The following is a 26481-nucleotide window of genomic DNA, read 5'->3' as shown; positions in this document are numbered from 1 at the left end:
CGGCTGCGCACGCGCGGCCCGGGCTTGCCCAACGCATGCCGGATCGTGTGGCGGCGTGCCGGTACGGCTGCCTTTGCCCGGCGCGCTTGCGTTCCCTGCCGCATACGGGAGCGCCGCGCCCGCCCGCGCGCATGGAACGAGCGCCTCTGGCGGTCGGTTCCGCGCTTCTTGCCACGCATATTTCAGATTCTGACTGGAGCTCCCATGTTTGCCAAACTGGAAGGCCTTGAAAAAAAATCTCTGGAGCTGGAAGAGGCTCTGGCCCAGCCCGATGTGTTCAACGATCAGGAGCACTACCGCAAGCTGGCCAAAGCGCATGCGGATTTGCGCGAGGTGGTGGAGCTTTTTCGCCGCCACCGCGCGCTGCTTCAGGAGATTGCCGACAACAAGCAGCTTTTGCACGAGGAAGACCCGGAGCTCAAGGCCCTGGCCCAGGAGGAGATCCATAAGGCCGAGGAAGAGCTGCCCAGGCTGGAGCAGGCTCTCAAGGTAGCCTTGCTGCCCACTGATCCCCTGGATGAAAAAAACACGATCCTGGAGATCCGGGCAGGCACCGGCGGGGAGGAGGCCGCGCTCTTTGCGGCCGATCTTTTCCGCATGTACAGCCGCTATGCGGAGGTCAAAGGCTGGAAAGTGGAGATTTTGAGCGAATCTCCTTCCGAATCCGGGGGGTACAAGGAAATCATCTGCCTGATCTCCGGCGAACGGGTTTACAGCCGCCTCAAGTTTGAGGCCGGTACCCACCGGGTGCAGCGCGTGCCCGCCACGGAGGCGCAAGGGCGCATTCATACCTCGGCGGCCACTGTGGCCGTCATGCCCGAGGCCGAGGAAGTGGACGTGGAAATCCGGCCCGAGGATCTGCGCATTGATATTTACCGCGCTTCCGGCGCGGGCGGCCAGCACGTCAACAAGACCGAATCCGCGGTGCGCATCACCCACTTGCCCACCAATACCGTGGTCACCTGCCAGGACGAGCGATCCCAGCACAAGAATAAGGCCCGGGCCATGAAAGTGCTGGCCTCGCGCATTCTGGCCGCCGAGCGTGAGCGCCAGAATTCCGAGCTTTCCGCCGATCGCAAGGCCCAGGTGGGTTCCGGCGACCGTTCCGAGCGCATCCGCACCTATAATTTCCCGCAGGGCCGTTGCACGGATCACCGCATCAACCTGACGCTGTATTCCCTGGATCGGATCATGGAGGGCGAGCTGACCCCGCTTCTTGAGGCCTTGTCCACAGCCGCCCAGACCGAGGCGCTCAAGGCTCAGGCCGAGGACTGATATTTCTTTTTGGAGCGTTTTGCCAATAAAATTAGAGCGTTTCGCTCCTTTCATGAGCAAAACGCTCTAACAGCATATATCCCAACGGAGATAAACCATGCGTGCTTCGTATTCGTGGCTGTTTGCCGCGCCTCTGCGCGCCCTGGCGGGGCTTGCGGTCCTGCTCTGTCTGCTCTTTCCGGCAACGGACGCTTCGGCCAGAGACGTCAGCGTGCAGGAGGCGGCGGCGCTTCTCAAATCCCCGCCCGCGGGCCTGATGATCATTGATGTGCGCACTCCCGGGGAGTTTCGGCAGGGGCATCTGCCCGGCGCGCAGAATATGGATTTTTTCGGCGGTCGTTTTGACCTCCAGTTGGAGGCCATGCCCAAAGACCGGCCTGTGTTGCTCTATTGCCGCGCCGGGCAGCGCTCGGCCGGAGCGTATGAGGCCATGAGCAAAGCCGGAGCGGCCCATATCCTGCATATGAGTGAGGGCATTGAAGCCTGGCAAAAGGCCGGTCTGCCTTTGGAAAAATAAGCTGCGGCGCGCTGCGTTTTGTACCTCTCGCCGCGCAGGCGGCGCCCACGTTCCGATGCGGGATGGCGGCAGGATTTGCAGGGGCAGATCCTGCCGCCATCCCGCATCTGGCTGTGATCCGGCTCCGGAAAAAGGCGCAGGCAGAAGACGCAGGCGCCTGGCATGAATACTGCTTATTTGGGGCAAAGAGGAAGTTTTTTCCCTTTGCCCGTTTTTTTCGGGAGGCAGCAGCGTGAATTCGGCACTCTTTATCGGCGCCGTGGGCATGAAGGCCCTGAGCAAGGGCATGCAGGTCATCACCAACAACGTCGCCAATGTCAGCACCATCGGCTACAAGCAGCAGGACATCCTGTTCTCGGACCTGATTTACACCAGTCAGGCCGGCATGGGCGAGTGGTGGAACGCGCAGGAAGATTCGCGCGTGGCCCTGGGCCAGACCGGCAAGGGCGTGCAGGTGGACAGCGTGCGCACGCTCTTCAGGCAAGGCGGCATGGAATCCAGCAATACGGTCACGGACATGGCTCTCAACGGCAAGGGCTTTTTCCAGGTGACGGACGGCGTGGATCTTTTTTATACCCGCGCGGGCAATTTCCGTCCCGACAACCAGGGCGTGCTGCGCACGCCCGCGGGCCTGGCCCTCAACGGCTACAAATATAATGAGGACGGCAGCCTGGGCGGCTTGCAGCAGGTCCAAATCGACAAATTCGCCACAATGCCCGCCAAGGCCACCAGTCAGGTGGATATGCGCTTCACGCTGGGGCTTGACGCCAATAGGAGCGAGAATCCCGCCAGCCCCTATTTCAGTCTGCTCGGCGCGTACGACGCCACGGCAGCCCCCCCCCTTGCGCCCGGGGCTTATGGCTATTCGCAGGGCATCACGCTCTACGGAGCCGAAGGCGGCACGCAACAGGCCACGATCTATTTCGACAAAGCCCCCAACGCCGGCCCGGGTTCGGTGGTGGAATATGTGATCGCCACCAAAGCCGCCGCGACCGAGGACGGCACGACGCCGCCCGCCGGGCAGGGGCTGCTCATGAGTGGAACCCTGAGTTTCAACAGCAAGGGCGAGCTTGCGGACATGTCGGCCTTTACCCCGAGCACGGAGGGCAGCAAGAATCTTGCGGACTGGACGCCTGCAACCCTGTCCGGGGGCTTGCCCCAGATGACCCTGGACGGGGCGGCCATGACCATTAATTTCGGCATCAGCGCGGCCGGGGGCTGGCAAAATGCTCCGGCTTCGGCCGCGGACGTGGGCGTCAATCAAAACCTGCTGCCCTCCCTGGGCGAAGGAGCCGTGCGCGCCGCTGACGCCACCGTGTTCAGCAGCACAGGCGCGTCCGCCACGGTTCTTTCCCGGCAGGACGGCTACGGCGAGGGCTTGCTGAACAGGATCAGCATTCTGGCCGACGGCACTGTGGAAGGGCGCTTTTCCAACGGCCAGAATCAGAACCTCTGGCAGATCCCGGTCTGCCGTTTCACCAGCGAGGACGGCCTGCGCAGGGAAGGCAACAATCTCTTTTCCGCCGGGCCCGAGACCGGGGATATGGAAATGGGCGTGGCCGGCACGGAAAACTACGGCACCGTGGTCGCCTACAATATTGAAACCTCCAATGTGGACATGGCCACGGAGATGGTCAACATGATCGTCACCCAGCGCGGCTTCCAGTCCAACAGCAAGGTCGTGACCACAGCGGATCAGATGCTGCAAAAGGCCATGGAGCTCAAGCGCTAAGCGTTTTGCTAGAGCATTTTCTCTTTGAAAATGCTCTATAAACGCGCCGCTCGCGTCGTTCCGGCCCTTGCGGCAGAGCCGCCCCTGACGGAACAGGACGACAGCGCCAGACATAAAGCCGGCAGAGGCTCCATGCCGCCGGCTTTACGCGCAAACGGCTCAGCGGCGCCGTTCTCTTCGATCTCAAAAGATTCAGCTGAACGCTCAACACTCGGCAGGCTTGACGGTTTTGCCCGCCTCCGGGCCTGCGCCGCTATCCGGTCTGAAAATATCAACGAAGAGGTATTGGGCTTTCGGCAAGAACAATGTTAGTATGGCACAGTAACAGCGACAGTATAAGGAGTGTATTATGCATAGTCTCACTTTTGTCGGCATTGCAGGCAGTCTGCGCCAGGCCTCGCGCAATAAAGGCCTGTTGCGTTGTTGCGCGTCGCATCTGCCCCAAGGCGTGCGCATGGAAATTGCGGATCTGTCAGCGCTGCCTTTCTATAATGAAGATATTGAAAAACCGCAGTCTGCCAGGGATCTGATCGCCCAGGTCACTGCCGCCGACGCTCTGGTGCTGGCCGCCACGGAATACAATTACTCCATGTCTCCGGCCCTGAAGAACGCCCTGGACTGGCTCTCCCGGGAACCCAACCTGGCGCCGCTCAACGGCAAACCCGCCTGCCTGCTGGGCGCAGGCGGCGGCATGGGCACCGCCCGCAGCCAGTACCATGCCCGTCAGGTCTGCGTATACTTGAACCTGCGCTTGCTCAACAAGCCCGAGCTCTTTTCCAACGCCTTCGGCCAGGATTTTGACCAACAAGGCAATGTACAGAGCGAGGCCCTGACCAAACAGGTGGCCCAGCTCATGCAAGCCCTTGCGGACTGGACGCGTTTGCTGGAAAGAGACTGACGCTCTCTGTGGCTCCATACCGCCGGCAGCCGGTTGACGCATTGCTGACGCCGCGCCTGCCCATACGCTCTGTAACATTCTCATGTTGTAAAACAGCGGAAGGGGAACGGATGAAAATGCTCTCTCGTGCGCAGGCGACTCAGGGCCGCCTGTTGGCTCTGACCCAGGCTCTGAGCCGACAGGCCCTGCACGCAGTGACTCCCTGTTTGTCCAAGGCCCCTTTTCTGGCCCGTTTTGAACGCGCGGGCGCGTTTGTGGCGCAATGGGCGCACGCGCCCCGCGCCGTGGGAGCTGTATGCCCGAGCGGCATCAGCCTTGCCCGGCGCATGGCGGCCATGGTTCCGCCCGGCGATGGGCTGGTGGTGGAACTGGGCGCGGGCACCGGCGCCGTGACCAGGGCTTTGCGAGCCCGCATCGCCCCTGAACGGCTGATCATTATTGAACGTCTGCCCGCGTTCTGCCGTTTGCTGCGCACGCGTTTCCCGGAGCTTGCCATCATCCAGGGCGACGCCGCGCGCCTTGGCGACTATCTGCCCCCGGATCGCCCGGTGAGCGCGGTCGTTTCCTCCCTGCCGCTGTTGAGTCTGCCCGCGCCTGCCCAAAACGCCATTGTGGAGCAAATGCGCAAGGTGACTGCCGGGCAGGGCTGCATAATTCAGTTTACCTACGCGCTGTGGGGGCGCTCGACTCTGGCCCGCGCCGGTTGTTCACGGGAAACACGCGCCATGGTCCTCCGCAACCTGCCCCCGGCGCGCGTTGAGCGCTTCCGGCCTTGAAACGAATCTTTGCAGGCTTGCTGTGCCCAGCCGCCCCGCAGTAGAGTGATTGGCCTCAAGCCTCCAAAAAACGCAGACGACTCCGACGCCTTTGCCTGCGACTCCTCATGGCCCCCAGCCACTGTGCGCCGCTCAAGCAGTATCCCTTTGAAATTATTCAATTTCAAAAGCAAAACGCTCTATTCCACTGTCACGCTCTTGGCCAGGTTGCGTGGCTGGTCCACGTCTTTGCCCAGATAATCCGCGGTTTCGTAGCTGAAGAGCTGGAGCGCGGGCAGTGCGACAAAAGCGGCCAGGGGCGCAGGCAGCGCGGGGATAATCCAGGGATCATCCACCGCCAGATCCAGCCCCTGGTTGGTCAGGGCAATGACTTTGCCCTGTCTGGCCTGCACTTCCACAATATTGGATTTCACCTTGGGAAAAAGCGCGTCGTCCAGGGCCAGAGCAAAGGTGGGAAAGGACGGGTCAATCATGGCAATGGGCCCGTGCTTCATCTCGCCTGCTGCGGAACCTTCGGCATGAATGTACGAAAGCTCCTTGAGCTTGAGCGCCCCCTCCAGGGCCAGGGGGTAGCAATGCCCGCGGCCCAGGTAAAAGAAGTTGCGGGCCTGCGCGTACTTGCGCGAAAGCTCGCGCGCGCGTTCGTGCATGCCGGGCAGGGCGTCGCGCAACAGGGCGGGCAGAGATTCCAGCCGTCCGATCAACTCGCGGCGCCGATCTTCGGGCAGGGTAGTGTTGCGGCCGCTCCAATACAGGGCCATGAGCGAGAGCGTCAGCATCTGGCTGCTCATGGCTTTTGTGGAGGCCACGCTGATTTCCGGCCCGGCCTGGGTATAGATCACGGCCGAGGCCTCGCGCGCGATGGACGATCCCACCACATTGCACAGCCCGAGCACGGTCACGCCCTGCTCCCGCGCAATGCGCAGGGCCGCCAGGGTGTCGGCAGTCTCGCCGCTCTGGCTGATCACGAGCACCATATCTTGCCTGTCCAGCAAGAGGGTCTCGCGATAGCGGAATTCCGAAGCGATTTCCACCTGCGTGGGCACGCCGGCCCAATGCTCCAGCAAATGTCGTCCCCAGAGCCCGGAATGAAAAGATGTGCCGCAGGCCACAATATGCAGGCGGCGCGGCACGGGGAGCCGATCCAGCTCAGGCAGGAGCACGCGGCCGCCGGGGGCGTTGATCCGCCCTGTGAGCCCGTCGGCAATCACGCGCGGCTGCTCGAAAATCTCCTTGAGCATAAAATGCCGGTAGCCGCCCTTTTGCGCGGCCTGCATATCCCATTGGATAGTCTGCGCCGCATGCTCCACCGGGCTCAAATCCGCAAGGCGCAGTATGTCATAGCCCGTGGCCGTGGCCCGCACCAGCTCGCCGTCCTCCAGAAAGACCACCTGACGGGTATAGGGCAGAAAAGCCGGGATATCCGAAGCCACAAAATTCTCGCCCGTGCCCAGGCCGAAAATCAGCGGCGCGGACATGCGCGCGGCATAGAGGCTTTCCGGCTCGTCGCGGCTCATCAGACAGACGGCATACGCGCCGCGCGCTTCGCGCAGGGCCGCGGCAAAAGCGTGCAGCAGATCCGGCTCGCTCTTGCGCCGTTCGGCGATCAGGTTGATCAACACCTCAGTGTCTGTCTCGGAATGGAAGACATAGCCTTTGGCCCTGAGTTCCGCCTTGATTTCCTGGTAGTTTTCAATGATCCCGTTATGCACCAGGGCCAGGGAGCCGTCATTGCAGAGATGCGGATGGGCGTTGCGCTCGGCCGGAACCCCGTGCGTGGCCCAGCGGGTATGGCCCATAGCGCAGGTGGCCGTAATTGCGGCTTCCTGCGCGAGCTTTTCTTCCAGAGCCGTCAGTTTGCCCTCGGCCCGCACCACGCGCAGTCCGCCCTGCCGGAGAAAAGCCGCGCCCGCCGAGTCATAGCCGCGGTATTCCAGGCGGCGCAGGCCCTCCACCACGACAGGCACTGCCGGGCGGTGCCCCGCGTAGCCGATAATTCCGCACATATTTCCTCCTGGAACAGAGCGCGTTGACCGTGCGGCAAAATCCCGATGCTGATGCCGCTCTCAGCCTTTGACGCGAAAAAAAATCAAGGTCGCGTCACTGGAGCATTTAGCTCATTTCATGAGCAAAACGCTCTACATATCCTTGCGATCCACCACATCCTGATTGACCACTTCCACTTTGGCTTTGGAAACAAGATTCTGCAGAAAAGCCTGATAGAGGCCGTCCACCCGCTCACGGGTGACGCCGTTGAGCATCAGATCCTGCACGGTGCTCCATTCCGCGGCGTCCGGCGGCTGCACCGCGTCCACCCGAACGAGCAGCGCGCCCGGGCCCCCGGTCGTGCCGTTCACGGCAAAAGCCGCAGTCAGCCAGGTTCCCGGCCGGGCGGCAAACACGGCTTCAGCCAGGGCCGCATCCGGGGCGAAATCCGCCAGCGCGCCGCCCCGCTCCATTGCCGGAGCGGTCTTGCAATGCAAGCTCTTTTTGAGCGCCTCAGACAACTCGCCGTCAGCAAGCTCCTTGCGGCGGGCCGCGGCATTTTCCATGGCCGTCTTGAGGGCTTTTTCCGAAGTCAGGGCGGCTGTGATCGTCTCCTTCACCGCGTCGAGCGGCCGGGTAGAAGCCGGTTCAGAGGTGATGACCTTGGCCACCAGGTATTGATCGCCGGCTTCAAGAGCGGTATCCACGGGCGCGCCCGCGGGCGTGGCAATCAGCGTGGCCGCGGCTTCGGGGGCAAGGTTCAGTTTTTTCTCCAGCCCGGCCTGATCCGCAAGGCCCGTCCGCTGCGCCGCGAGGCCGAAGCGGGCCGCGCTGGCGCTCAGATCCTTGCCCAGAATATTGTCTTCAATCAGGCTGTCCAGCACATCGTGCAGTTTATCCACGCCCTGTTCCTGGGCCAGCGCCTGGCGCACCTCGGTTTCCACCTCCGTGAAGGGCCTGAGACCGGCGGGCTTCTTTGCTTCCACCTTGATCAGATGCAGCCCGAACGGGCTGCGCACCGGCTCTGAAATCTGACCGGGCGCAAGGGCAAAGGCCGCGTCTTCATAGGGCTTGACCGTTTTGCCGCGCGCGATCCAGCCCAGCTCACCGCCGGGACCGGCGGCATTGGCTTTGTTACGGGCATCGGCAACAGCCGCGAAATCCTTGCCGCTTTTAAGCTCGGCCTGAATGGCGGCCATCTCTTTCTCGGCCTTTTTCACCTCATCGGCCGGCGCATCCTGGCGTAACGGCACCAGAATGTGCGCGGTTTTGACCTGCTCGACCTCTTCAAAGCGATTTTTATTGTCCGCGTACCATTTTTCGGCCGCCGCGCGGCTGATGCTCTCGGGCCTGACCAGGGCCTCGGGCTTCACTGCCACATACTCCACGTCCACCTTGCGCGGGATGGCAAATTCCTGCTTGTGGCTTTCATAATAGGCCGCTACTTCCTGCTCCGTGGGCTTGGAGCCGGCAGCGAAATCCCTGGCCGGAATGAACAGATAGTCCACTACGCGCTTTTCCCGCAAAAAGTTATACCGGTTGCGGGCTTCGGACGGGTCCACCCAGGCCGGGGCCGTGACCAGGGCGAAGATTTTTTCCCGCAGCAGGCTGTTGCTGATGTCCTGCTCGTACTGGGCAGGGCTGATGCGCTGCGCGGCCAGCACGCGCTTGTACGCCTCGGGATCAAAGCGGCCCTGCGCATCCTGAAAAGCCTTGTTTTGGCCCACGGCATACCGCAGTTCCAGCGGCGTCACGGAAATGCCCGCGCGTTGGGCCTCCTGCGCGGTGAGCGCCTGCAGAACAAGATCCTGCAAAACACGGCGGCCCAAATGCTGTTCCTTGAGCTGCTCGCGGGTCACGCCGGGATTGTTGCGCAGGATGGATTCTTCCGCATTGCGATACGCCTGCTCAAACTGCTGAAAAAGAATGGGCTCCCCATTGACCACGGCCACCACATTGACTGCGCCCCTGTCGGTAAGGCTGCCCACGCCCCAGAACACAAACACCAGAATAATGATGCCGAACGCCAGTTTGACGCCGAAAGACTGGGCATTGGAACGGATATAATCGAGCATGCGTACTCCGGAATGCGAGATTTTCCCAGGAACTTTGTACATATCCGGCCGCATTTTCGTCGGACCGGGGCAAGCCGGGCACAGGAACAGGTCATGCCCGGGACATGCCGCTTCTGGGAGAAGCTCTTCTTATAGGTGGAATTGCGCACAAACTCAAGAACGGGATAGGCATGTACAGGGCGGATACAGAGAGCCTGCCCTGGCGGTGCGCGAAAGCATTGCCCGGACCAGCAGGTCGGGGGAGCGCCAAACGGCTTGCGGATGCTGCCGTTATCCGTAATGCAGGCAAGGTAAAGACAGCCCCTGGCATTATGGCGCTGCCACGGCCCGCTCCCCACGTCAGAGCGGTCTGAGCCCCAGCTTGCACATGCGGTGCTGCAGGGTGGAGCGGGGGATGCCGAGCAGCGCCGCGGCCCCGCGCGGGCCTGAAAGGCGGCCTCCGGTCAGGCGCAGGGCCTGTGCAATATGCCTGCGCTCATTTTCTTCCAGACTGACCAGGGTAACGGCATTCTCGCTTTTCGCAGGCTGTTCCGGCCACGGATTCCCCCCCCCTGTCTCCCCGGCCCGGGCGGCTGGCGGGAGCACGCTTTCCGGCTCGTTGCCCGCATGCGTCCAGTCCCATTCGTGCAGGGTCTCACGCACGAAATCCGCAGTGACCGGCGCGTCCAGAGAATGCAGCAGAATCTTGGTAATCACATTGCGCAGCTCACGGAGATTGCCGGGCCAGTCATGGCAATACAATTCGTTCAGCACGGCCTTGGAAAGACGCGGCGGCCGCAGTTCGCACTGGCGCGAAAACTGGGTGGTGAAATAATTTACCAGCAAAGGGATGTCGTTTTTGCGCTGCCGCAAGGGAGGCATGGATAAAATCACCGCGGCCAGCCGGTAAAAGAGATCCCGCCGCAAAAGGCCGCGGGCCAGGGCTTGGGGCAGATCGATGTTGGTGGCCGAGAGCACCCGGATGTCGACGCCTACGGGCACAGCCTCGCCCACCCGCTCGAAAGAGCTTTCCTCCATGACCTGCAAAAGCTTGCTCTGCATGTCCGGCGAAAGCTCGCCTATTTCATCCAGAAACAAGGTGCCTTTCTGCGCCATTTCAATGCGGCCGATGCGCTTGGCGTGCGCGCCGGTAAACGCGCCCTTGGCGTAGCCGAACATCTCGCTTTCAAAAAGGGTCGGGGCCAGCGAAGGGCAATTCACTTTGACGAAGTTGGCCGCCCGCCGGGGGCTGTGCCGGTGCAGCCAACGGGCCAGCATGCTTTTGCCGGTGCCGGTCTCGCCGGTGATCAGCACGGGAATCTGCAGTTGGGCCGCTTTGCGCGCCACGGACATGACCCCGGCCATGTCGCGGGTTTCCAGCAGGCGGTTTTCCAGCACAACGTTGCCGGTGCCGTCTTCCGCGCCGGGCTGCTCCCTGGCAGTGCGGGCATTGGCGGCTCGCTCTTCGACCAGCACCGCGTATAAAAACGTGGTCAGCATCGGCGAAAGTTCCAGAAGAAAATTGAGAATTTCCACCACATGCTCGGGCTGCCGCACAAAAGAGACATGCAGCGTGCCGATCACTTCCCGATTCAGAATCAGGGGCAGAGCAATGGTGGCGTTGAGCCCCACGGTTGCCAGAGGCAGTTGCGCGTCCCCAAAATCCTGCGCGGACAGGTCATTAATCACCACAGGCTTGCGCGAGGCTATAGCCAGACCCGCCACAGTATTTTTGACAATGCGGGTGTTGGAAAAAAATTCCACAACCGTGCCGTCTGCGGTGGTGAACAGATTCAGAAGCTCGCGCTCCGAATCATAGAGGTAGATGCAGAAGCGATCGTAGTGAAACAAGGCGCGCAATTGCCGGGAAAGGATCTGGAAAAAGGCGTTGCGATCCATTTTTCCGGGCACCAGACGCGACAAATGGCGGATGACCTGGGCCACGGCCGGCAGAGGGCTGTCCAGACTGACGCCATCGTTTCGATCCGACATGACACTTTCTCCCCGCATAAGAGCAGTTTTTGCTGAAATACCGACAAAAATGCTCACCAGCCACGCAGTTCATTGAATGCGCAAACATTGTGAAACAGGGAACAATAAAAAATTCGGACGGTTAGAAAACCGATTTCGTTTGGCACAAACCTTGCCTGTATTGAAGCATGTAAAAATACTAGCATTGTTAACAATGCCTGTCTATCTGCAGTAAAACTGCGGTAGAAATATATAATCTGTTAAAAAATAGATATACAAATTTAATATAGGTATAACGATAAAGATATGGTGCGCATTTATCAGCAAAACTATTAAGTCAGAGCGGTTGGTAAAGGCCTGATCCCTTTTCTTCCCGCATAAGAGCAGTTTTTGCTGAAATACCGACAAAAATGTTCACCAGCCGCGCAGCTCATTGAATGCACAAACATTGTGAAACAGGGAACAATAAAAAATTCAGATGGTTAAAAAACCTATCTCGTTTGGCACAAATCTTGCCTGTATTGAAGCGTGTAAAAATACTAGCATTGTTAATAATGTATGTCTATCTGCAGTAAAACTACGGCAGGAATACATACTCTGTTAAAAAAATAGATATGCCAATTTAATATAGTTATGCAGATAAATATATACTGCGCATTTATCCGCAAAATTATTCAATCACAGCACCTGGTAAAGTTATGATCTCTTCGGATATTGTCATCATCGCTCTGGCAGGATTTTTTTCAGCAATCATTAAAACCGGCGTAGGCGTGGGTGCCGGTCTTTTTCTGCTGCCCACCCTGGCGCTGGCTTTTCCCGCCAAGGTGGCCCTGGGCCTGGGCGCGCCCCTGATGCTGGTCTCGGATGCCATCGGCTTGCGCTATTATTGGAAGCAATGGCTGCCGCGCGCCGATCTGGCGCGCCTTTTCCTCGCCGCCCTGCCCGGCCTGATTCTGGGGGTTGTGCTGCTGCCACTGATTCCGGGGGAAATATTCCGTACAGGCGTGGGGCTGTTCGGCGTGCTCTGCGCCCTCAGCCGGCTCTGGCCGCGCTTTCCCGTGGCGATTCTGCTGAAAAAACTCTTCGGCGGATTTAATGCGCGCTGCGCCAGCCAGGAGAATCCAACACATACAGGCGCGTATATCTACGGCTTTCTCGGCGGCCTTTCCACGGTGCTGGCCCATGCCGGCGGACTGGTCTGGTCGCTGTATCTGATCACGGCCGCGCGCGACCGGCGCGTTTTTGTGGGCACTACCATAATCCTTTTCTTTGTCACCAATATCTACAAGACCGCTTCATACGTATACATCGATATCATCAGCCTGAATTCTCTATTGCAGGTACTTCCTGCCATCCCCATGATTCTTCTTGGATCGTACTTCGGCAATCTTATCAACAAGAAGTGCGACTACGTTCTGTTCAGAAAAATTGTTCTCTGCTTCATCCTATGCATTTCGATCACCTTATGCATCTGATTCCCGCATATCCAATATCCGTATTACTTTCACACTATTCGTGGCAGCTCGGGACATAACCTTCAATGATGGGGGAGTCTCATGAAAAAACTTTGTATGCTTTTGTTTGCCCTTGCTGTGTTTCTGCTTCCAAGGATGGCGCTGGCCGGCACTTTGCCGCCGCAAGCGGTCAACATGACGCATGTGTACATTGTATTCGGCGTCCTTTTGGTGGCCGCGGTGCTCTTTTTCACAGAATGGATTCCTCTGGCAGTGACTTCCATTCTGGTGCCCTGCGCGCTTTCCACTCTGGGAGTCATCACCGTCAAGGAAGCCTGGGTCAGTTTCGGCGACACCAGCATCCTGACCATTGTGGGCCTGTTCATGCTGGGCGAAGCCACCTTTGCCACGGGCTTCGCCCAGCGCGTGGCGTCCTGGGTCATCAGCAGGGCCGGGGCCAGCGAAACCCGCCTCCTGGCCTTTGCCATGCTCATCATCGCCTTCATGTCAGCCTTTCTGAACAATGCGGGCGTGACGGCCATCACCCTGCCCATGATCATTTCCATTGCCCGCAAGGCGCACCTTTCCCCCTCCCGCATCTTGCTGCCCACGGCCTATGCGGCCAGCTTCGGGGGCTGCATATCGCTGGTGGGTCAGGCTCCCTCCATGGTGGCCAACGGCATCCTGGCCAAGATGGCGCCGGAATACGGCCAGTTCGCCTTCTTTGAGTTCGCCTGGTACGGCCTGCCGCTGACCGTGGTGGGCATTATTCTCTTCACCCTGTTCCCGCGCTTTTTGATCCCCCCGGTACGCGAGGACGTGGCCGAACTCAAGGACATAGAGGTTCCCGAGGGCGGCGTGCGCATGTGGATTGCGGGCGGAATCTACTTTCTTGTCATCATCTGCATGTCCACGGGCCTGGTCCCGCTGACTTCCGCCGCCATGCTGGGAGCCATGCTTTGCATCCTGACCCGCTGCATGACGCTCAAGCAGGCTCAGGAAGGCATTGACTGGAGCACGGTCTGGCTGTTCGCGGGCATGCTTTCCATGAGCTTTGCCATGAACAAGTCCGGCGCGGCCCAACTGATCGCCGACTTCGTTGTGGGGTATTTCAGCGATCCCTACATTCTTTTCTGCGTCCTCCTGGCCGTTACCGCCGTGCTGACCAATATCATGTCCAATACGGCCACCACGGCCATCATGGTGCCCCTGGTCATTCCCATTGCCCTGGGCCTGAACCTCAGCCCCCTGCCTTTCGTCATGGGCATCGCCATGAACGCCGCGGCCTGTTTCATGACGCCCATCGCCACGCCGTCCAATACCCTGGTGCTGCGCCCCGGCAACTACACCTTCATGGACTATGTGCGCTACGGCTTCTTCTGGCAGATCGTGGCATTTGTCCTCTCTGTGCTGATCATCCCGCGCGTCTGGCCTTTCCTGCCTTAAGCAGGTTTGTGGACATTTTTGCCTGAATAAGGGCAATATTTGCCCATATCTAGTCAGGAGGGATTCAAGAGTTGGCAAAAATTACAAAAAACCAAAAAAAATCAATAAATTATATTATGGCATCGGGCTGGCATCATCTTTGCTCATTCAAGGCAACGCGACTGCCGTAATGTTTTACAGAGGTAGGGCTTATGAATGCTGATTACAAAGTGGATTTACTGGTGCTGGGCATGGGCGCCGCGGCGCAGCTGGCGGCCATCTATGCCCATGACGCCGACCCGGACCTGAACATCCTCATCGCCACCAAGGCGCTGAAGGGTAAAGGCGGTTGCAGCCGCATGGTTCAGGGCGGTTTCAACGTGGTGCTCGACCCCGGCGATTCCCATGAAAAGCACCTCATGGATACGCTCAAGGGCGGCCAGTACATCAACAATCAGGATCTGGCGCTGACGTTGGTGGAGCAGGCCACGCCCACGATCAAGGAGCTGGAAACCGTCTGCGGTTGCTTCTTTGATCGGCGTCCGGATGGGCACATCCATCAAAAGGCCTTTGCCGGCCAGTGTTTCGACCGCACTGTGCACAAAGGCGACCTGACGGGCATTGAAATCATCAGCCGCACCACCGAGCAGGTTTTCAAACGCCGGATCCCGGTGCTGGAGGAAACCCGCGCCGTGGAACTGCTGCTGGACGCCGAGGGCACCACGGTCACCGGCGCACTCCTCTATAATATGCGCAGCGGCGCCTTCATCACCGTGGAGGCCGCGGCCACGCTGGTGGCCACCGGCGGCGGCCCCACTCAATATCGCTTCCATGCCCCTGGCCCGGAAAAGTCCGCGGACGGCATCGCCATGTTGTACCGGGCGGGAGTGACGATGCGCGATATGGAAATGATCCAGTTCCACCCCACGGGTCTGATCATCCCCGGCAGCGTAGTGGCCGGAGCTCTCCTGGAGGAGGGTCTGCGCGGCGCGGGCGCCCACCTCTACAACGGCGAGGGGGAGCGCTACATGCTCAGATACGCGCCGGACGTGGCTGAACGCGCCACCCGCGACGTGGTGAGCCGTTCCGCCTACCTGGAAATGATGGCCGGGCGCGCCTGTCCCGAAGGCGGCGTGCGCATTGACGCGGCCCACCTCGGCGCGGAATTTGTGCTTAAAACCTTCCCCGGCATGGCCGAACGCTGCGCCCAGTTCAAATATGATCTGGCTCGCGGCATGGTGCCCGTGTCGCCCTCGGCTCACTTCTTCATGGGCGGGGCCGCCATCGACGTGAACTGCCGGGCCTCTCTGGACAAGCTCTTTGTGGCCGGCGAGGACGCAGGCGGCGTGCACGGGGCCAACCGCCTGGGTGGCAACGGCATCGGTGAATCCTGCGTCTTCGGCCGCCAGGCCGGCAAATCCATTGCCGCATGGCTGTCAAAGCCGGAAAACCGCTGCATCAAGGATACCGCGCCGGGCATGGCCCAAGAGGCCATAGCCCGCATCAGTGCGCCGTTCACGCGTAAGGGCGGCACATCGCCTTTCGCCAACCGCCGGGAAATCCAGGAAACCAACTGGGTCAAGGTGGGCGTGGTGCGCAAGGAATCCGCGCTGAAAGAAGCCCTCGACGACTTCGCCAGCCTGCGCCGGGACGTGGAAAACGCCTCCGTGAGCGGGGGCCGGGCCTACAACATGCTCTTCAACACCCATCTGGACACGCTGAACATGATCGACGTTTCCGTCATGGCTGCGGTTTCGGCGCTGCAAAGGCAGGAAACCCGCGGTGCGCACACACGCGAGGATTTCCCGGAGCAGCGGGACGACTACGGCCTGTTCAACACCTTCATGCAGCGCGGCAGCGACGGACTGCCGGTCTTTGAAAAGAAGGACGTAGTCTTCAAGCACAAATCGCTTGAAGCCTGCCAGAAGCACAAAAAGTAAGGTTGCACACGCAAACAATGGGGGAAATGATGAATACGCCTGAACTCGACTACAGAAAGCCCATGCAGTGGGGGGAAATTGATCCGTACCGGCGCGGACGCGCACATGTGGGCATGTGGGCCTGGCTGCTGCAACGCGTCAGCGCGGTCTTCATCGTCGTACTGCTGATCCTGCATCTCTGCTTCACATACAAACCCTATGTCCAGTTTCTTCTGCTGCTGGCCGTAACCCTGCACGCATCCCTGGGCATCCGCATCATTCTTCTTGATTTCAACTTCGCCAAAATAACCTCGGCGCGTCGCCTGGTGCCCTGGACGCTGGGTCTGGGCTGCATCGCCGCGCTGATTGCCTGGTTTGCCATCTATTAAACGGAGGACGCCATGCAATCTGCAAGTACAACGCGCACGGTACGCATATTCCGCTACGACCCGGCAAAAGGCGGGGAAGGGAGCTTCCAGAGCTACACCCTGGAAATTCCCAATCCTGATACCACCACCATTCTGGACGTGTTGTTGCGCATCCAGAAGGAACAGGATCCGAGCATTGCCTTCCGCTTTGCCTGCCGCGTAAACATGTGCGGCTCGTGCGGCATGGTCATTAACGGGCGTGAGGGTCTGGCCTGCAAAACCAACGTCTGTGACCTGCCCGCCAGCCAGGACATCACTCTGCGCCCGCTGAATCACTTCCCCGTCATCAAGGATCTGGTGGTGGACATGGGCCCGTTTTTCGCCAAGTACGAAGAAGCCCTGCCCTTCTTCGAACCCCTTGAAAAACGCACTGAACCCTACGTCATCAAGCCGGACGACAAATTCCGGGTGGACATCGGCATGGCCACGGACTGCATCGCCTGCGGCTGCTGCGTGTCGAGTTGCACCATGGTGGACAGCCACGATAGCTATTGCGGCCCGGCGGCCCTGAACCGCGCCTTCACCCTGCTGGCCGACAAGCGCGACGCGCTTTTCGAGGCCCGCCTGACCAGAGCCCTGGACAGCTGCTACAACTGCCGCAGCGAATTCAACTGTACGGAAGTCTGCCCCAAATCCATCAGCGGTACGCGGGCCATCAAATACATTCAGCGTATGGCCCTGAAGCACCTCAAGTCCGTCAAGCCCCTGCCCCCGCATCCCAAAGAGCTTGGCGAACAACATGGGGCAGATAAAGGGGCTCAGGCGGCTCCGGTCGCGGCAGGCGTGGATCTTGGGGCCTGCCATGTCTCCGACGCGTCCCGCCGCTCCTTCCTCAAAAGCGCCGGCGGTCTGATGGGCGCGGGGATCGTGATTTCCCTGGGCGCCATCCTGGGCGTCAGCTCTGTGGGTCCAACCCTGGCGAATCAGCCTCACCAATGGGTAGGCGCGGGTTCGGAAAAGGATTTCCCCATAGGCGGCATCACCAGCGTGACCCTGCATTACAAACGCAGCCAGGCCTTTCACTCCGAAAACATAGAAGTGCCGGTGCTGGTGCGCCGCGATTCGGAACAGGACTTCATCTGCTTCAGCAGCAGCTGCCCGCATCTGGGCTGCGCCGTGAGCTGGGACGAGCTTTCCCAGCGCTTCAAATGCGCTTGCCACGGCGGAGCCTTTGACAGGGACGGCAAGGTCATTGCCGGGCCGCCGCCGTCGCCCCTGGCCCGTCTGCCCTGGAAGCTGGAAAACGGCATTCTTAAGGTGGAGGTGGTCTAATGAGCCTGCGAAGTGACATCGGCTGGGACAAATATCTCAAGCCCTTCCTGTACAAAAGGCTGCCGGATCGCACCGGCTGGAGCGCCGTGCTGGGGACTCTCTGCGCCCTGACTTTCATGCTCCTGGTAGTAACCGGCATGATTCTGGCCTTTTATTATGTGCCCTCGCCGGACAAGGCCTGGGATTCCGTGCAGTACATCAGCAATGACGTGCCGCTGGGCAAAATCCTGCGCGGGCTGCACCACTGGGGCGCGGGCCTCATGGTCCTGCTGGTCTTCTGCCACCTTATGGTGACCTATGTGCACGGTTCCTACGCCCCGCCCCGGCGGCTGACCTGGATTACGGGCGTCTGCCTCTTTCTGATCACCCTGGGCCTGGGCTTCACCGGCTATCTGCTGCCCTGGGACATGAAGGCATACTGGGCCACCGTGGTGGGTGCCAACATACCCAACCAGTATCCCGGAGTGGGCAATTACATCACCCGTTTCATCCTGGGCGGCAACGACATCTCGGGCTTTACGCTCTCGCGCTTCTATTCCGTGCATACCCTGATCCTGCCTGTCTGTCTGCTGCTGATCATGGCCGTGCATATTTATCTGATCCGCATCCACAACATCTCGGATCCGCGCGAGCGTCTGGCCGGCGAAATACTGCCACCCGCCGACGGCAAGCCCTATCGTTTCTATCCCGAGCATATTAACCGCTCCACCCTTGCTTTTGGGCTGATCTTCGCGGGCCTGGTGCTGCTGGCGCATTACGCGCCGCCGCATATGGAAGCCAGGGCGGGCACGTTCATTCCCGATTATCTGCCCCGCCCCGAATGGTATTATATGTGGCTCTTCCAGCTGCTGACCTACTTCAGCGGTTCCTGGGAGATGATCGGCAGTCTCTTCCTCTTCGGCGGCGGGCTCTTTCTGCTCTTCGGCGTGCCCTTCTTCAGCGAAAGCAGACTCAAGGGCGTGGGCAACAGGCCCGTTTCCCTGGCCGTGGCCAGCACATTCATGATCTGCATCGTCTATCTCACGCTCATGGCCTACTCCGAGGCCGCGCCCTACAACAAGTTCCTCGTGCTGCCCGACAAGCCCATGAGCGAACAGGCCCAGCGCGGCATGTTTCTCTATGCCGAGCGTGAATGCTCCTACTGCCACAACATCATGGGCAAGGGCGGCCACCGTACCGGGCCGGACATGAGCAACATAGTCAGAAAGGGCAGAAGCGAACAGTATCTGGCGGACTATATCAAAAATCCGCTCAAGGTTTATTCCTCGTCCACCATGCCGGCGTATGACCTCACGCCCGAGCAGCTCAAGGATCTGGCGGCCTTTTTGCTGTCGCTGGATTTCAGGGGCGTGAAGGCTGTTGAAAAGCCCGTGTCCGCAATTCTCGGAACAACGAAAGCCGGGCAAGCGCGGCAACCGGAGACCGGCGCGTCAGCCGCGTCCGGCTCTTAAGGAGGATTCTGTATGGATACCTTTGATTATGCCATTGTGGAAGAAGCGGCCAAGCAGCTTTACATCAAGGCGCTCTGCGACCTGCCGCCCGATGTGCGCGCGGCCTTGAAAAAGGCCTACGACAGGGAAACCCAGCCCGCTGCACGCAGTGTTTTCGAGGCCATGTTCAAGGCCATTGAGGTCGCGGACCGTAAAAAAACCCTGCTCTGCCAGGATACCGGCCTGCCCATCTACAAGGTGCGCATCGGCTCGGCTCATCCCTGGAACGGGGCGAAGATCAAAGCCGCCCTGTACGAAGGGGCCAAACGCGCCACGCAGGAATTCCCCTTCCGCAGCAGTTCCACACACACCATCACCAGGATCAATCCGCAGACCTCGGTAGGGCCGGGCCTGCCCGTGACCTACTTCGACTTTGACGGGGAAAGCGCGGACCTGAACATACTCATGATCCCCAAGGGCTCAGGCTCGGAAAATATGAGCCAGATGAAAATGTTCTACCCGCAGCACGGCATCAAGGCCGTGAAGAAGTTTATTTTGGATGCGGTCATTGAAAGCGGCGCCAATCCCTGCCCTCCGGGTATCATCGGCGTGGGCCTGGGCGGCACGGCCGATCTGGTCATGAAGCTGGCCAAGGACGCCATTGCCAGACCCGTGGGCCAACGCAATCCTGACCCCATGCTGGCCGCAATGGAAGAGGAACTGGAAGAGGCCATTAACGCCACGGGCCGGGGACCCATGGGCCTGGGCGGCGATGTGTCCTGTCTGGCCGTGCATATTGAGAGCGCCTACACCCACATCACCCAGAATCCCGTGGCCGTAAACACCCAATGCTGGCCCGCCCGCCGGGCCCGCGCCGTGGTCACGCCCGCCGGTCAGGTGTCCTACGGATATTAAGGAGGCAATCATGAGCAAAATTCATCACCTCACGTCGCCTTTTTCCGAAGAGGTCATCCGCGGGCTGCATGCCGGGGACATCGTCTACTTTGACGGCCCGCTGTTCGGCATCCGGGATCTGACCCAGATCCACATTTTTGACCACAACAATCCCCCGCCGGTGAGCCTCGCGGGCATGCCCTGCATCCACACTGCGCCCAGCCTGCGAAAAGTGGGCGACAAATGGGAAAAAATCTGCGTGGGCACCACCACCAGCACGCGCATGGAGCGCTTCACGCCCGGGCTCATCGGCCAATACGGCGTGCGGGCCATCATCGGCAAGGGCGGCCTGTATCAGGACAGCCTGGAAGCCATGAAAAAATACGGGGCTGTCTACCTGGCCATTGTGGGCGGCACGGCGGCCCTGGAAACCGAACAAATCGAGGAAGTGGAGCAGGTCTACTTCGAAGAGCTGCATCCCGAGGCCCTTTATCGCTTCCGGGTGAAGAACTTCGGGCCGCTGACCGTGGCCATGGACAGCCACGGCACGCATCTCTATGAGCAGATCAACGAGAAGATCAAGGAAAAACTGCCCGGCATCTACGCCAAACTCGGCGTGCTGTAGGCAAAAATTTATGCCTGCCGGCCCAGGCGGATATCTCCCAAACAGCGCATGCGTAACGGCCGGGAGCATGCGCAACCCTCTTGGAGGACACACAGGCGTTGATTTTGTTGTGCACGAAAAAGGCGGCGGCCTCGGGCTTTGTGGTGCACTTCTTCCCCACAGGCCAGGGCAACGTCAATCGACGTGGCTGTGACCGGCCTCTTGCAGCGTGAGTACGATCTCAACGCGGCAGGCGACAAGCTGCGGGAGATGATGATCCGCACCTGCAACGGTCGTAAACCCAGCGCCGAGGCTCTGGGCCACCGTGAATTCGTCATGACCAGACTCTGCGAAAGCGCCTGAGGCCTTTCCAATGTCCTTGCACACGCGCCCTTTTTTGTCCCGAGCGCAAGGGCGCATGCAAGGGCCGGGGACATTCCCGCGCATTCCTGTGTGGAGGCGCGGGAATGCTCCGCCGTCAGACTGGCCGCCGGAAACGAGGCCGGTGGTTTCAGAGTGAAGATATGCGCCGTGCTTTTGCCGCGGCGGGCACGCCGCGCGTGCCCCGGAAAAATGCCCTTCCCCGCGCTTCAGCCTTTGCCGTACAGCGGCTTTTGGACGCAGTTTCAACGCACCTCTGGCCTGAAGCAGGCGACTGCCTGCCTTTTTGCCAGACCGTTGCGTGCGGCAGCTGCTATCCGAAGGACGCGCGCCAGGCGCAGGCAAGTCTTCGAACCATACGGATTGCGACTGTTTAGAGCATTTTCACTTTGAAAATGCTCTACTGACGCGAAAGCGGCAGCCGCCGCAACGCGGCGTACATTCAGGCGAAAACCGCGTTTTTCGCCTGAATGCCACCTTTGACTTTCATAAAAAGTCAAAGGTAATCTGCTCTAGAGCATTTTGCTCATGAAATGAGCTAAACGCTCTGGGCGGCAGCCCTGAAGGGCCAAAACGAATGTGCTGTACGCAACAGCGCCCCGCACGCGCCGGGCCTTGGCGCTACTGCCCGCGTACCGGCAACAGCCCGCCCAGTTCAATGCCGCGCCGACTGACCTCGGCCCGGTAAGCGTACATCTCCACCCCGGCGGCCGCAGCCTCGTAAAACAGCGCGGCATAGGCCGGATCAATGAAGTCCGCGGGCGCAAAGCACTGCCCGTCCGGGCGCTGCACCAGGTAGAACATGGCCGCGCGCTCCCCTTGCGCCACAATATCCATGAGCTCGCGCAAATGCTTTTGCCCCCGCTCGCTGGCCGCGTCCGGGAAGCAGGCCGCGTCGTCTTCAACCATAGTCACGTTTTTACACTCCACCCAGAGCAAGGGCAAGCCCGGCCCGCTCAGGCAGGCGTCCAGGCGGCTTTGCCCGCGTCCGGCCTCGCGCGCAAGCCGCGTATACCCGGCGGCAAAGGCGAGCCGCCCGGCCGCAAAAGCCGCTTCCAGCATGCGGTTGGGCACGCTGGTGTTCACTCCTACCCAAAAGCCGCGGCCTCGTGGTCCGGTCGTCTGCCCCTCGCCGCTACGGGCCAAAGACCGCGGCTCCGGGTCCAGGGCCTGCGCCTGCGGCGTGGCGGTCTCCGCCAGCCAGACGCATTCCTGGGTGTACTTGAGCTTGCGGGCCGGATTGGCGGCCGGTGAAGCCAGCACCAATGCGCCGGGCCGGGTCAGGCCGAGCATGCTGCCGGAATTATTGCTGTGCACCCAGAGCTGCTCGCCGTTCAGGCGCAATTCCACGCTGAAGCGCTTGCGCCGCTGCACAAAGCGCCCGACGACGCAGTCAGGCGGAAAAGACAGCAGCGGACCGGCGGGCCGTTGCCTGCCGGGGCTTTGCCGCCCGGATTCAAGACAGACCTGCCTCATAGTGCACCCCGGGAGTTTTGCGATGATTCCAATAGAGCAGATTACCTTTGACTTTTTATAAAAGTCAAAGGTGGCATTCAGGCGAAAAACGCGGTTTTCGCCTGAATGTACGCCGCGTTGCGGCGGCTGCCGCTTTCGCGTCAGCAGAGCATTTTCAAAGTGAAAATGCTCTAAGGCGGCCAGAGCCGCTTCGGCGGCACAGCCGCACTTTGCTCCCGCCACGCCTGCGGCTTCGGGCGATGCTGTCGCATCGCCGCCAGGGCTGCCGCATAAGATGCGTCAGCCCTGGGCTCAGATCCTGCGCATTTACACCCCGCGCCGAACCTGCTAAAAATGTTGCGCGTCAATCCGTCCCGTATCGCCGCGTCCGCACATCTCAACGTGAAGGAGCCCTCCATGCAGATTTCCGAACGCTTGCGCAGCATCAAACCTTCTCTGACTCTCAGTGTCAACAGCCGGGCCCTGGAGCTCAGAGCGCAGGGCGTGGAGGTGACCAGCCTGGCCGTGGGCGAACCGGATTTCCCCACGCCCAGGCACATTTGCGAGGCGGCCAAAGCCGCCATTGACGCCAATTTCTGCCGCTATACCGCAGTGCCCGGCATCCCCGAGCTGCGCAAAGCCGCAGGCAGGCATTTCGAGCGGGCCTACGGCGTGCCCGTGCCCGCGGAATCAATCATCATCGGCGCAGGCGGCAAGCATTGCCTGTACAACTTTCTGCAGGCCACGCTCAATCCGGGCGACGAAGTGCTGATCCCCGCGCCCTACTGGCTGAGCTATCCGGACATGGTGGAGCTCGCGGGAGGGGTGCCCGTGACCGTGCATGCCGGGCCGGAACGCAATTTCAAGGTGACCCCCCTCATGCTTGAGGAGCGGACCACCGACAGGACCAGGCTGCTGATCCTCAATTCGCCCGGCAATCCCACGGGCGCGGTTTACACCGACAGCGAATTCACCCGGATCATGCGCTGGGCTCTGGCGCGCGGCATTTTTGTGCTTGCCGACGAGCTTTACGAGCAGCTCGTTTTTCCTCCAGCGCAGATGACCTCAGCCATCACCTGGTTCGAGCATTGCCCGGAGCTGGTGGCCGTGCTCAACGGCCTTTCCAAGAGCTACGCCATGACAGGCTGGCGCGTGGGCTTTCTGGCCGCGCACCCGGATCTGATCAAAAAGATTTCCGCCATGCAGGGGCACAGCACGTCGAGCATCTGCTCCATCGCCCAGAAGGCAGCCGTGGCTGCCCTGGAAGGGCCGCAGGATTGTATTGCGGAGATGCGCGCGGCTTTCATGCGCCGCCGCGATCTGGCCATGCAGATCATCGGCGACTGGCCCTGGGCGGTCTGTCCCAAGCCGGACGGGGCTTTCTACCTCTTTGTGGATGTGCGCAAGTGTTACGGCGGCGCGGTGAACAATTCCACGGAGCTGTGCACCTGGCTGCTGGACAAGGGGCATGTGGCCCTGGTGCCGGGCGCGGCCTTCGGCGATGACAATTGCATCCGCCTCTCCTATGCCGTGGCGGACGAAGTGTTGGCCGACGCCCTGAACCGTACCGGCGAGCTGCTCTCGGAACTGGCCGGGCAAAACCGCTGAGCAGAGGCAGGGCGCACCGGAGAAAACCCGCGGGCCGCGCCCCTGCAAGGGCACCGGCAAAAAACGCCCGCCCTGTGTTTTGCGGAGAAGCCGCCAACCACGCACGCCTGGCAGCGGATTGAGCCGCGCTGCCACAGAAAATTTGCAAAAAGAATCTTGACAGACAAAGCCCTTTTGGGCAATATGCCTTCTGCCGTGGGGCTGTAGCTCAGTTGGGAGAGCGCTTGAATGGCATTCAAGAGGCCGTCAGTTCAATTCTGTCCAGCTCCACCAGAGATTTCAAGGGGTTACGGTGAAAGCCGTAACCCCTTTCTTATTGCTGCACGGGTTTGGCCCCACTATGGCCCCACATTTTTTCGTTACGAAGTGTGAAAGTTGTTATACAGGCAGGCGGAATGAACTCACGGGCTGCCTTTCTCCCTTCCCTGTCACATGAGCATTTTGCTTTTGAAATTATTCAATTTCAAAAGCGGCGCTGCCATCATTTCCCCGCAAGCGGGACAAGCGCCTGAAAAGCGTGGTTTTCAGGCTCATTGCTTCAGCCGTTGCGACGAAGGAAGCTACGGATGAAGACAGCAACTGGTTACTGCGACAGCCAGCCAACGCAACCGCTGTCGCTATCCGTAAGCAAGCAAAGCTTGCTAACGGCTACCGCCGGCGCGGGCGTCCGCTCCCGCGGCCGCCAGAGCGGTTGCCGTTTTCAACAGCAAACCGCTCATGTTACCAAATGTGATGAAAAATGAGCCTCCCCCTGAGATGGCTCATATTTGCCATCTAGAGCAGATTACCTTTGACTTTTTATGAAAGTCAAAGGTGGCATTCAGGCGAAAAACGCGGTTTTCGCCTGAATGTACGCCGCGTTGCGGCGGCTGCCGCTTTCGCGTCAGCAGAGCATTTTCAAAGTGAAAATGCTCTAAGAGCTGGAATTTTTGCCCCCGCAGGGTTTTGCGGGGGTATTTTTTTGGGAAGCCCAGAATCGACGAGTTTTAACAACTATATTAGTATGTTATAATGATAGTCTCCTTGCATCTCCTGCCTGCTCCGAAATGTGAAGGGAAGTGATGCGTTGGTAAGGTGGGTTCAGCACCTCTGCCAGACTGACCGTATGGCCACCCCTGAAAAAAAGTTAGAACCGAACCTAACTTTTAATTATCTTATTTTTCAGCTAGTTATTTAATGTTTACCTCTCATTTGGGGCAAATGAAGACTATATCCAATTCGCAAGAGAATCCCTATCTTATAGTCACGGACAGCGTTTGTCCGCAACGTCAACGGCTCCAATCGGAGCAAGGAGAAAAAATGACAGATGAAACACGGATAATGGCGTCAAGGGGAACAGTACCAGCGCCGGAAGGAGTCGAGTCATCCACGAGAAGTACGCGGGAGGAATCCCCGAAAACCACCCCAAACCCACAAGCCAAGGAGAAAGAAACAATGAACGGAAACAACGAAACAACCTACAACGCACTCCATGAGGAGACTTCAATGGCTGAACACGAGATCTCATCCCAGCAACCCCCCAGGAAGAAGCGGAATACGATGAAGGACGTGTCGAAAAAAATCAACCAGTTGAGAGAGCTGGCAAAGCATGGCCGTTCCCGTGAAGACATCTGCACGATACTGGCCATTAGCCTACAGGGTTTCGAGACCCTGCGCCACAAGCTGAACGACCTTGACAGGACGTACTATGACATCCCGCACGAGAAAGCAGACAGGACTAACAAGGTAGGCAAAAGCGGAATCATGGTTACGGCAGACCGACTGATGGCAATGGGTGCGGCAGAGATATTTGCCGCGGGAACGCCAATATCCATCCTGTTTGATGGAGAGTGCATTCTGATCCAACGCGCCGGGGCAAAAAATTCATCTCTCCGCCGCGAAGAACCACAACCAGATACCTTGGAGGCGGATATGGCGAGAGAGGTTGAATCCATCTTTGGCGTTGAAGTGGAGGCGGCGTAAACAATGCCCGAAGACTTTTTTGAAGCTCTCGTCCGTGACCTGCCGTCGCTGCTTACACGCAAGGACATGGGTAAGTACTTCGGGACATTGATTTCTCCGAATTATCTTGCGAATCTCGACTCTCTGGGCAAAGGCCCCCGGCGTGCCCGTATAGGCCAAAAAGTGGTATATAAAAAAGATGATATGATTGAATGGTTGCGCAGGAGGACGAAGCCCGTACAGAAACACTAAAATAGGGGGAAAACCCCATAAAGGAGGGCTTGAAACACAAGCCCTTTTTATTTGCTCTAGTTTCGACTTGATCTGACAGTACCCCCTTGAAAAGGAAAGGGAACTCCGTTTTGATGGAAGTGTAAGCAACCCATCAACCGGGCGTCATGCCCAAGGAGTTCCCGATGCAAAGTTTCAACCAAAGCGTCATCAAACACAAGACCGGACTT

At 59.6% G+C, this 26481-nt stretch carries 22 protein-coding genes and 1 tRNA gene; 19 read left to right on the top strand and 4 right to left on the bottom strand.

The annotated features are described in order from the left end of the window. Positions 1-204 precede the first annotated feature (204 nt). The 5 genes from prfA to G7Y52_RS03035 all read left to right on the top strand — a co-directional run bounded on the left by prfA (position 205) and on the right by G7Y52_RS03035 (position 5198). Positions 205-1275, top strand: coding sequence for a peptide chain release factor 1 (prfA, locus tag G7Y52_RS03055; RefSeq protein ID WP_165065863.1), 1071 nt, complete (start codon positions 205-207; stop codon positions 1273-1275). Between the two features lie 97 nt (positions 1276-1372). Further along, positions 1373-1792 (top strand): rhodanese-like domain-containing protein, encoded by a 420-nt coding sequence (locus G7Y52_RS03050; RefSeq protein WP_165065860.1) that lies wholly within the window; start codon positions 1373-1375, stop codon positions 1790-1792. Between the two features lie 232 nt (positions 1793-2024). Continuing rightward, positions 2025-3524: a flagellar hook-basal body complex protein gene (locus G7Y52_RS03045; RefSeq protein ID WP_165065857.1), complete on the top strand. Its 1500-nt coding sequence runs from the start codon at positions 2025-2027 to the stop codon at positions 3522-3524. A 349-nt stretch (positions 3525-3873) separates the two neighbouring features. Then, entirely contained in the window at positions 3874-4422 is a 549-nt protein-coding gene (locus G7Y52_RS03040) for an NADPH-dependent FMN reductase (protein ID WP_206215176.1), read from the top strand. A gap of 110 nt (positions 4423-4532) precedes the next feature. Continuing rightward, positions 4533-5198: a methyltransferase domain-containing protein gene (locus G7Y52_RS03035; RefSeq protein ID WP_165065854.1), complete on the top strand. Its 666-nt coding sequence runs from the start codon at positions 4533-4535 to the stop codon at positions 5196-5198. Positions 5199-5377: 179 nt separating this feature from the next. Here G7Y52_RS03035 and glmS read toward each other — a convergent pair whose 3' ends face one another. The 3 genes from glmS to G7Y52_RS03020 all read right to left on the bottom strand — a co-directional run bounded on the left by glmS (position 5378) and on the right by G7Y52_RS03020 (position 11230). Next, on the bottom strand, positions 5378-7204 hold the full coding sequence (glmS, locus tag G7Y52_RS03030) for a glutamine--fructose-6-phosphate transaminase (isomerizing) (protein WP_165065851.1): 1827 nt from the start codon (positions 7202-7204) through the stop codon (positions 5378-5380). Positions 7205-7336: 132 nt separating this feature from the next. Further along, positions 7337-9259: a SurA N-terminal domain-containing protein gene (locus G7Y52_RS03025; RefSeq protein WP_165065848.1), complete on the bottom strand. Its 1923-nt coding sequence runs from the start codon at positions 9257-9259 to the stop codon at positions 7337-7339. Positions 9260-9598: 339 nt separating this feature from the next. Further along, on the bottom strand, positions 9599-11230 hold the full coding sequence (locus G7Y52_RS03020) for a sigma-54-dependent Fis family transcriptional regulator (RefSeq protein WP_165065845.1): 1632 nt from the start codon (positions 11228-11230) through the stop codon (positions 9599-9601). 677 nt (positions 11231-11907) lie between these two features. On the opposite strand from G7Y52_RS03020, the gene G7Y52_RS03015 reads away from it, so the two are divergent. The 10 genes from G7Y52_RS03015 (at position 11908) to G7Y52_RS02970 (ending at position 21548) form a co-directional block, all read left to right on the top strand. Beyond that, complete coding sequence (locus G7Y52_RS03015; RefSeq protein ID WP_165065842.1) at positions 11908-12684, top strand: sulfite exporter TauE/SafE family protein; 777 nt, start codon at positions 11908-11910, stop codon at positions 12682-12684. An 81-nt stretch (positions 12685-12765) separates the two neighbouring features. Beyond that, entirely contained in the window at positions 12766-14109 is a 1344-nt protein-coding gene (locus G7Y52_RS03010; protein ID WP_165065839.1) for an SLC13 family permease, read from the top strand. 191 nt (positions 14110-14300) lie between these two features. Continuing rightward, positions 14301-16028: an FAD-binding protein gene (locus G7Y52_RS03005; RefSeq protein ID WP_165065835.1), complete on the top strand. Its 1728-nt coding sequence runs from the start codon at positions 14301-14303 to the stop codon at positions 16026-16028. Between the two features lie 26 nt (positions 16029-16054). Further along, positions 16055-16396: a succinate dehydrogenase gene (locus G7Y52_RS03000; RefSeq protein ID WP_241159571.1), complete on the top strand. Its 342-nt coding sequence runs from the start codon at positions 16055-16057 to the stop codon at positions 16394-16396. Between the two features lie 12 nt (positions 16397-16408). Continuing rightward, positions 16409-17707, top strand: coding sequence for a 2Fe-2S iron-sulfur cluster-binding protein (locus G7Y52_RS02995; protein WP_165065831.1), 1299 nt, complete (start codon positions 16409-16411; stop codon positions 17705-17707). After that, entirely contained in the window at positions 17707-19158 is a 1452-nt protein-coding gene (locus tag G7Y52_RS02990; protein WP_165065828.1) for a cytochrome b N-terminal domain-containing protein, read from the top strand. The genes G7Y52_RS02995 and G7Y52_RS02990 overlap by 1 nt, the downstream gene beginning before the upstream one ends. A gap of 12 nt (positions 19159-19170) precedes the next feature. Then, positions 19171-20052, top strand: a complete 882-nt coding sequence (locus tag G7Y52_RS02985; protein WP_165065825.1) for a fumarate hydratase — start codon at positions 19171-19173, stop codon at positions 20050-20052. 10 nt (positions 20053-20062) lie between these two features. After that, positions 20063-20656, top strand: a complete 594-nt coding sequence (locus G7Y52_RS02980; RefSeq protein WP_165065822.1) for a FumA C-terminus/TtdB family hydratase beta subunit — start codon at positions 20063-20065, stop codon at positions 20654-20656. Positions 20657-20794: 138 nt separating this feature from the next. Beyond that, a complete protein-coding gene (locus G7Y52_RS02975; protein WP_277424278.1) occupies positions 20795-20998 on the top strand; it encodes a UxaA family hydrolase in 204 nt (67 codons plus the stop codon). Positions 20999-21317: 319 nt separating this feature from the next. Then, positions 21318-21548, top strand: a complete 231-nt coding sequence (locus G7Y52_RS02970) for a hypothetical protein (protein WP_165065819.1) — start codon at positions 21318-21320, stop codon at positions 21546-21548. 89 nt (positions 21549-21637) lie between these two features. Here G7Y52_RS02970 and G7Y52_RS02965 read toward each other — a convergent pair whose 3' ends face one another. Beyond that, entirely contained in the window at positions 21638-22492 is an 855-nt protein-coding gene (locus G7Y52_RS02965) for a DNA/RNA nuclease SfsA (RefSeq protein ID WP_165066070.1), read from the bottom strand. A 396-nt stretch (positions 22493-22888) separates the two neighbouring features. Here G7Y52_RS02965 and G7Y52_RS02960 point away from each other — a divergent pair, with 396 nt between their 5' ends. The 4 genes from G7Y52_RS02960 (at position 22889) to G7Y52_RS02945 (ending at position 26041) form a co-directional block, all read left to right on the top strand. Continuing rightward, positions 22889-24079, top strand: a complete 1191-nt coding sequence (locus G7Y52_RS02960; RefSeq protein WP_165065816.1) for a pyridoxal phosphate-dependent aminotransferase — start codon at positions 22889-22891, stop codon at positions 24077-24079. A 197-nt stretch (positions 24080-24276) separates the two neighbouring features. Further along, positions 24277-24352 (top strand) — tRNA-Ala (locus G7Y52_RS02955). Positions 24353-24869: 517 nt separating this feature from the next. Continuing rightward, on the top strand, positions 24870-25091 hold the full coding sequence (locus tag G7Y52_RS02950) for a hypothetical protein (protein WP_165065813.1): 222 nt from the start codon (positions 24870-24872) through the stop codon (positions 25089-25091). Between the two features lie 287 nt (positions 25092-25378). After that, positions 25379-26041, top strand: coding sequence for a hypothetical protein (locus tag G7Y52_RS02945; RefSeq protein WP_165065810.1), 663 nt, complete (start codon positions 25379-25381; stop codon positions 26039-26041). The last annotated feature ends 440 nt before the right edge of the window (positions 26042-26481 follow it).

The sequence above is a fragment of the Desulfovibrio sp. ZJ200 genome (assembly GCF_011039095.1).
GTDB lineage: Bacteria > Desulfobacterota > Desulfovibrionia > Desulfovibrionales > Desulfovibrionaceae > Desulfovibrio.
This window is presented reverse-complemented; position numbering and strand designations above follow the sequence as displayed.

Bases quoted from the DNA above. Each gene is read 5' to 3' on its own strand.
- prfA (WP_165065863.1), top strand. From the start codon at position 205: ATGTTTGCCAAACTGGAAGGCCTTGAAAAAAAATCTCTGGAGCTGGAA.
- G7Y52_RS03050 (WP_165065860.1), top strand. From the start codon at position 1,373: ATGCGTGCTTCGTATTCGTGGCTGTTTGCCGCGCCTCTGCGCGCCCTG.
- G7Y52_RS03040 (WP_206215176.1), top strand. From the start codon at position 3,874: ATGCATAGTCTCACTTTTGTCGGCATTGCAGGCAGTCTGCGCCAGGCC.
- G7Y52_RS03035 (WP_165065854.1), top strand. From the start codon at position 4,533: ATGAAAATGCTCTCTCGTGCGCAGGCGACTCAGGGCCGCCTGTTGGCT.
- glmS (WP_165065851.1), bottom strand. From the start codon at position 7,204: ATGTGCGGAATTATCGGCTACGCGGGGCACCGCCCGGCAGTGCCTGTC.
- G7Y52_RS03025 (WP_165065848.1), bottom strand. From the start codon at position 9,259: ATGCTCGATTATATCCGTTCCAATGCCCAGTCTTTCGGCGTCAAACTG.
- G7Y52_RS03020 (WP_165065845.1), bottom strand. From the start codon at position 11,230: ATGTCGGATCGAAACGATGGCGTCAGTCTGGACAGCCCTCTGCCGGCC.
- G7Y52_RS03015 (WP_165065842.1), top strand. From the start codon at position 11,908: ATGATCTCTTCGGATATTGTCATCATCGCTCTGGCAGGATTTTTTTCA.
- G7Y52_RS03010 (WP_165065839.1), top strand. From the start codon at position 12,766: ATGAAAAAACTTTGTATGCTTTTGTTTGCCCTTGCTGTGTTTCTGCTT.
- G7Y52_RS03005 (WP_165065835.1), top strand. From the start codon at position 14,301: ATGAATGCTGATTACAAAGTGGATTTACTGGTGCTGGGCATGGGCGCC.
- G7Y52_RS03000 (WP_241159571.1), top strand. From the start codon at position 16,055: ATGATGAATACGCCTGAACTCGACTACAGAAAGCCCATGCAGTGGGGG.
- G7Y52_RS02995 (WP_165065831.1), top strand. From the start codon at position 16,409: ATGCAATCTGCAAGTACAACGCGCACGGTACGCATATTCCGCTACGAC.
- G7Y52_RS02990 (WP_165065828.1), top strand. From the start codon at position 17,707: ATGAGCCTGCGAAGTGACATCGGCTGGGACAAATATCTCAAGCCCTTC.
- G7Y52_RS02985 (WP_165065825.1), top strand. From the start codon at position 19,171: ATGGATACCTTTGATTATGCCATTGTGGAAGAAGCGGCCAAGCAGCTT.
- G7Y52_RS02980 (WP_165065822.1), top strand. From the start codon at position 20,063: ATGAGCAAAATTCATCACCTCACGTCGCCTTTTTCCGAAGAGGTCATC.
- G7Y52_RS02965 (WP_165066070.1), bottom strand. From the start codon at position 22,492: ATGAGGCAGGTCTGTCTTGAATCCGGGCGGCAAAGCCCCGGCAGGCAA.
- G7Y52_RS02960 (WP_165065816.1), top strand. From the start codon at position 22,889: ATGCAGATTTCCGAACGCTTGCGCAGCATCAAACCTTCTCTGACTCTC.
- G7Y52_RS02945 (WP_165065810.1), top strand. From the start codon at position 25,379: ATGACAGATGAAACACGGATAATGGCGTCAAGGGGAACAGTACCAGCG.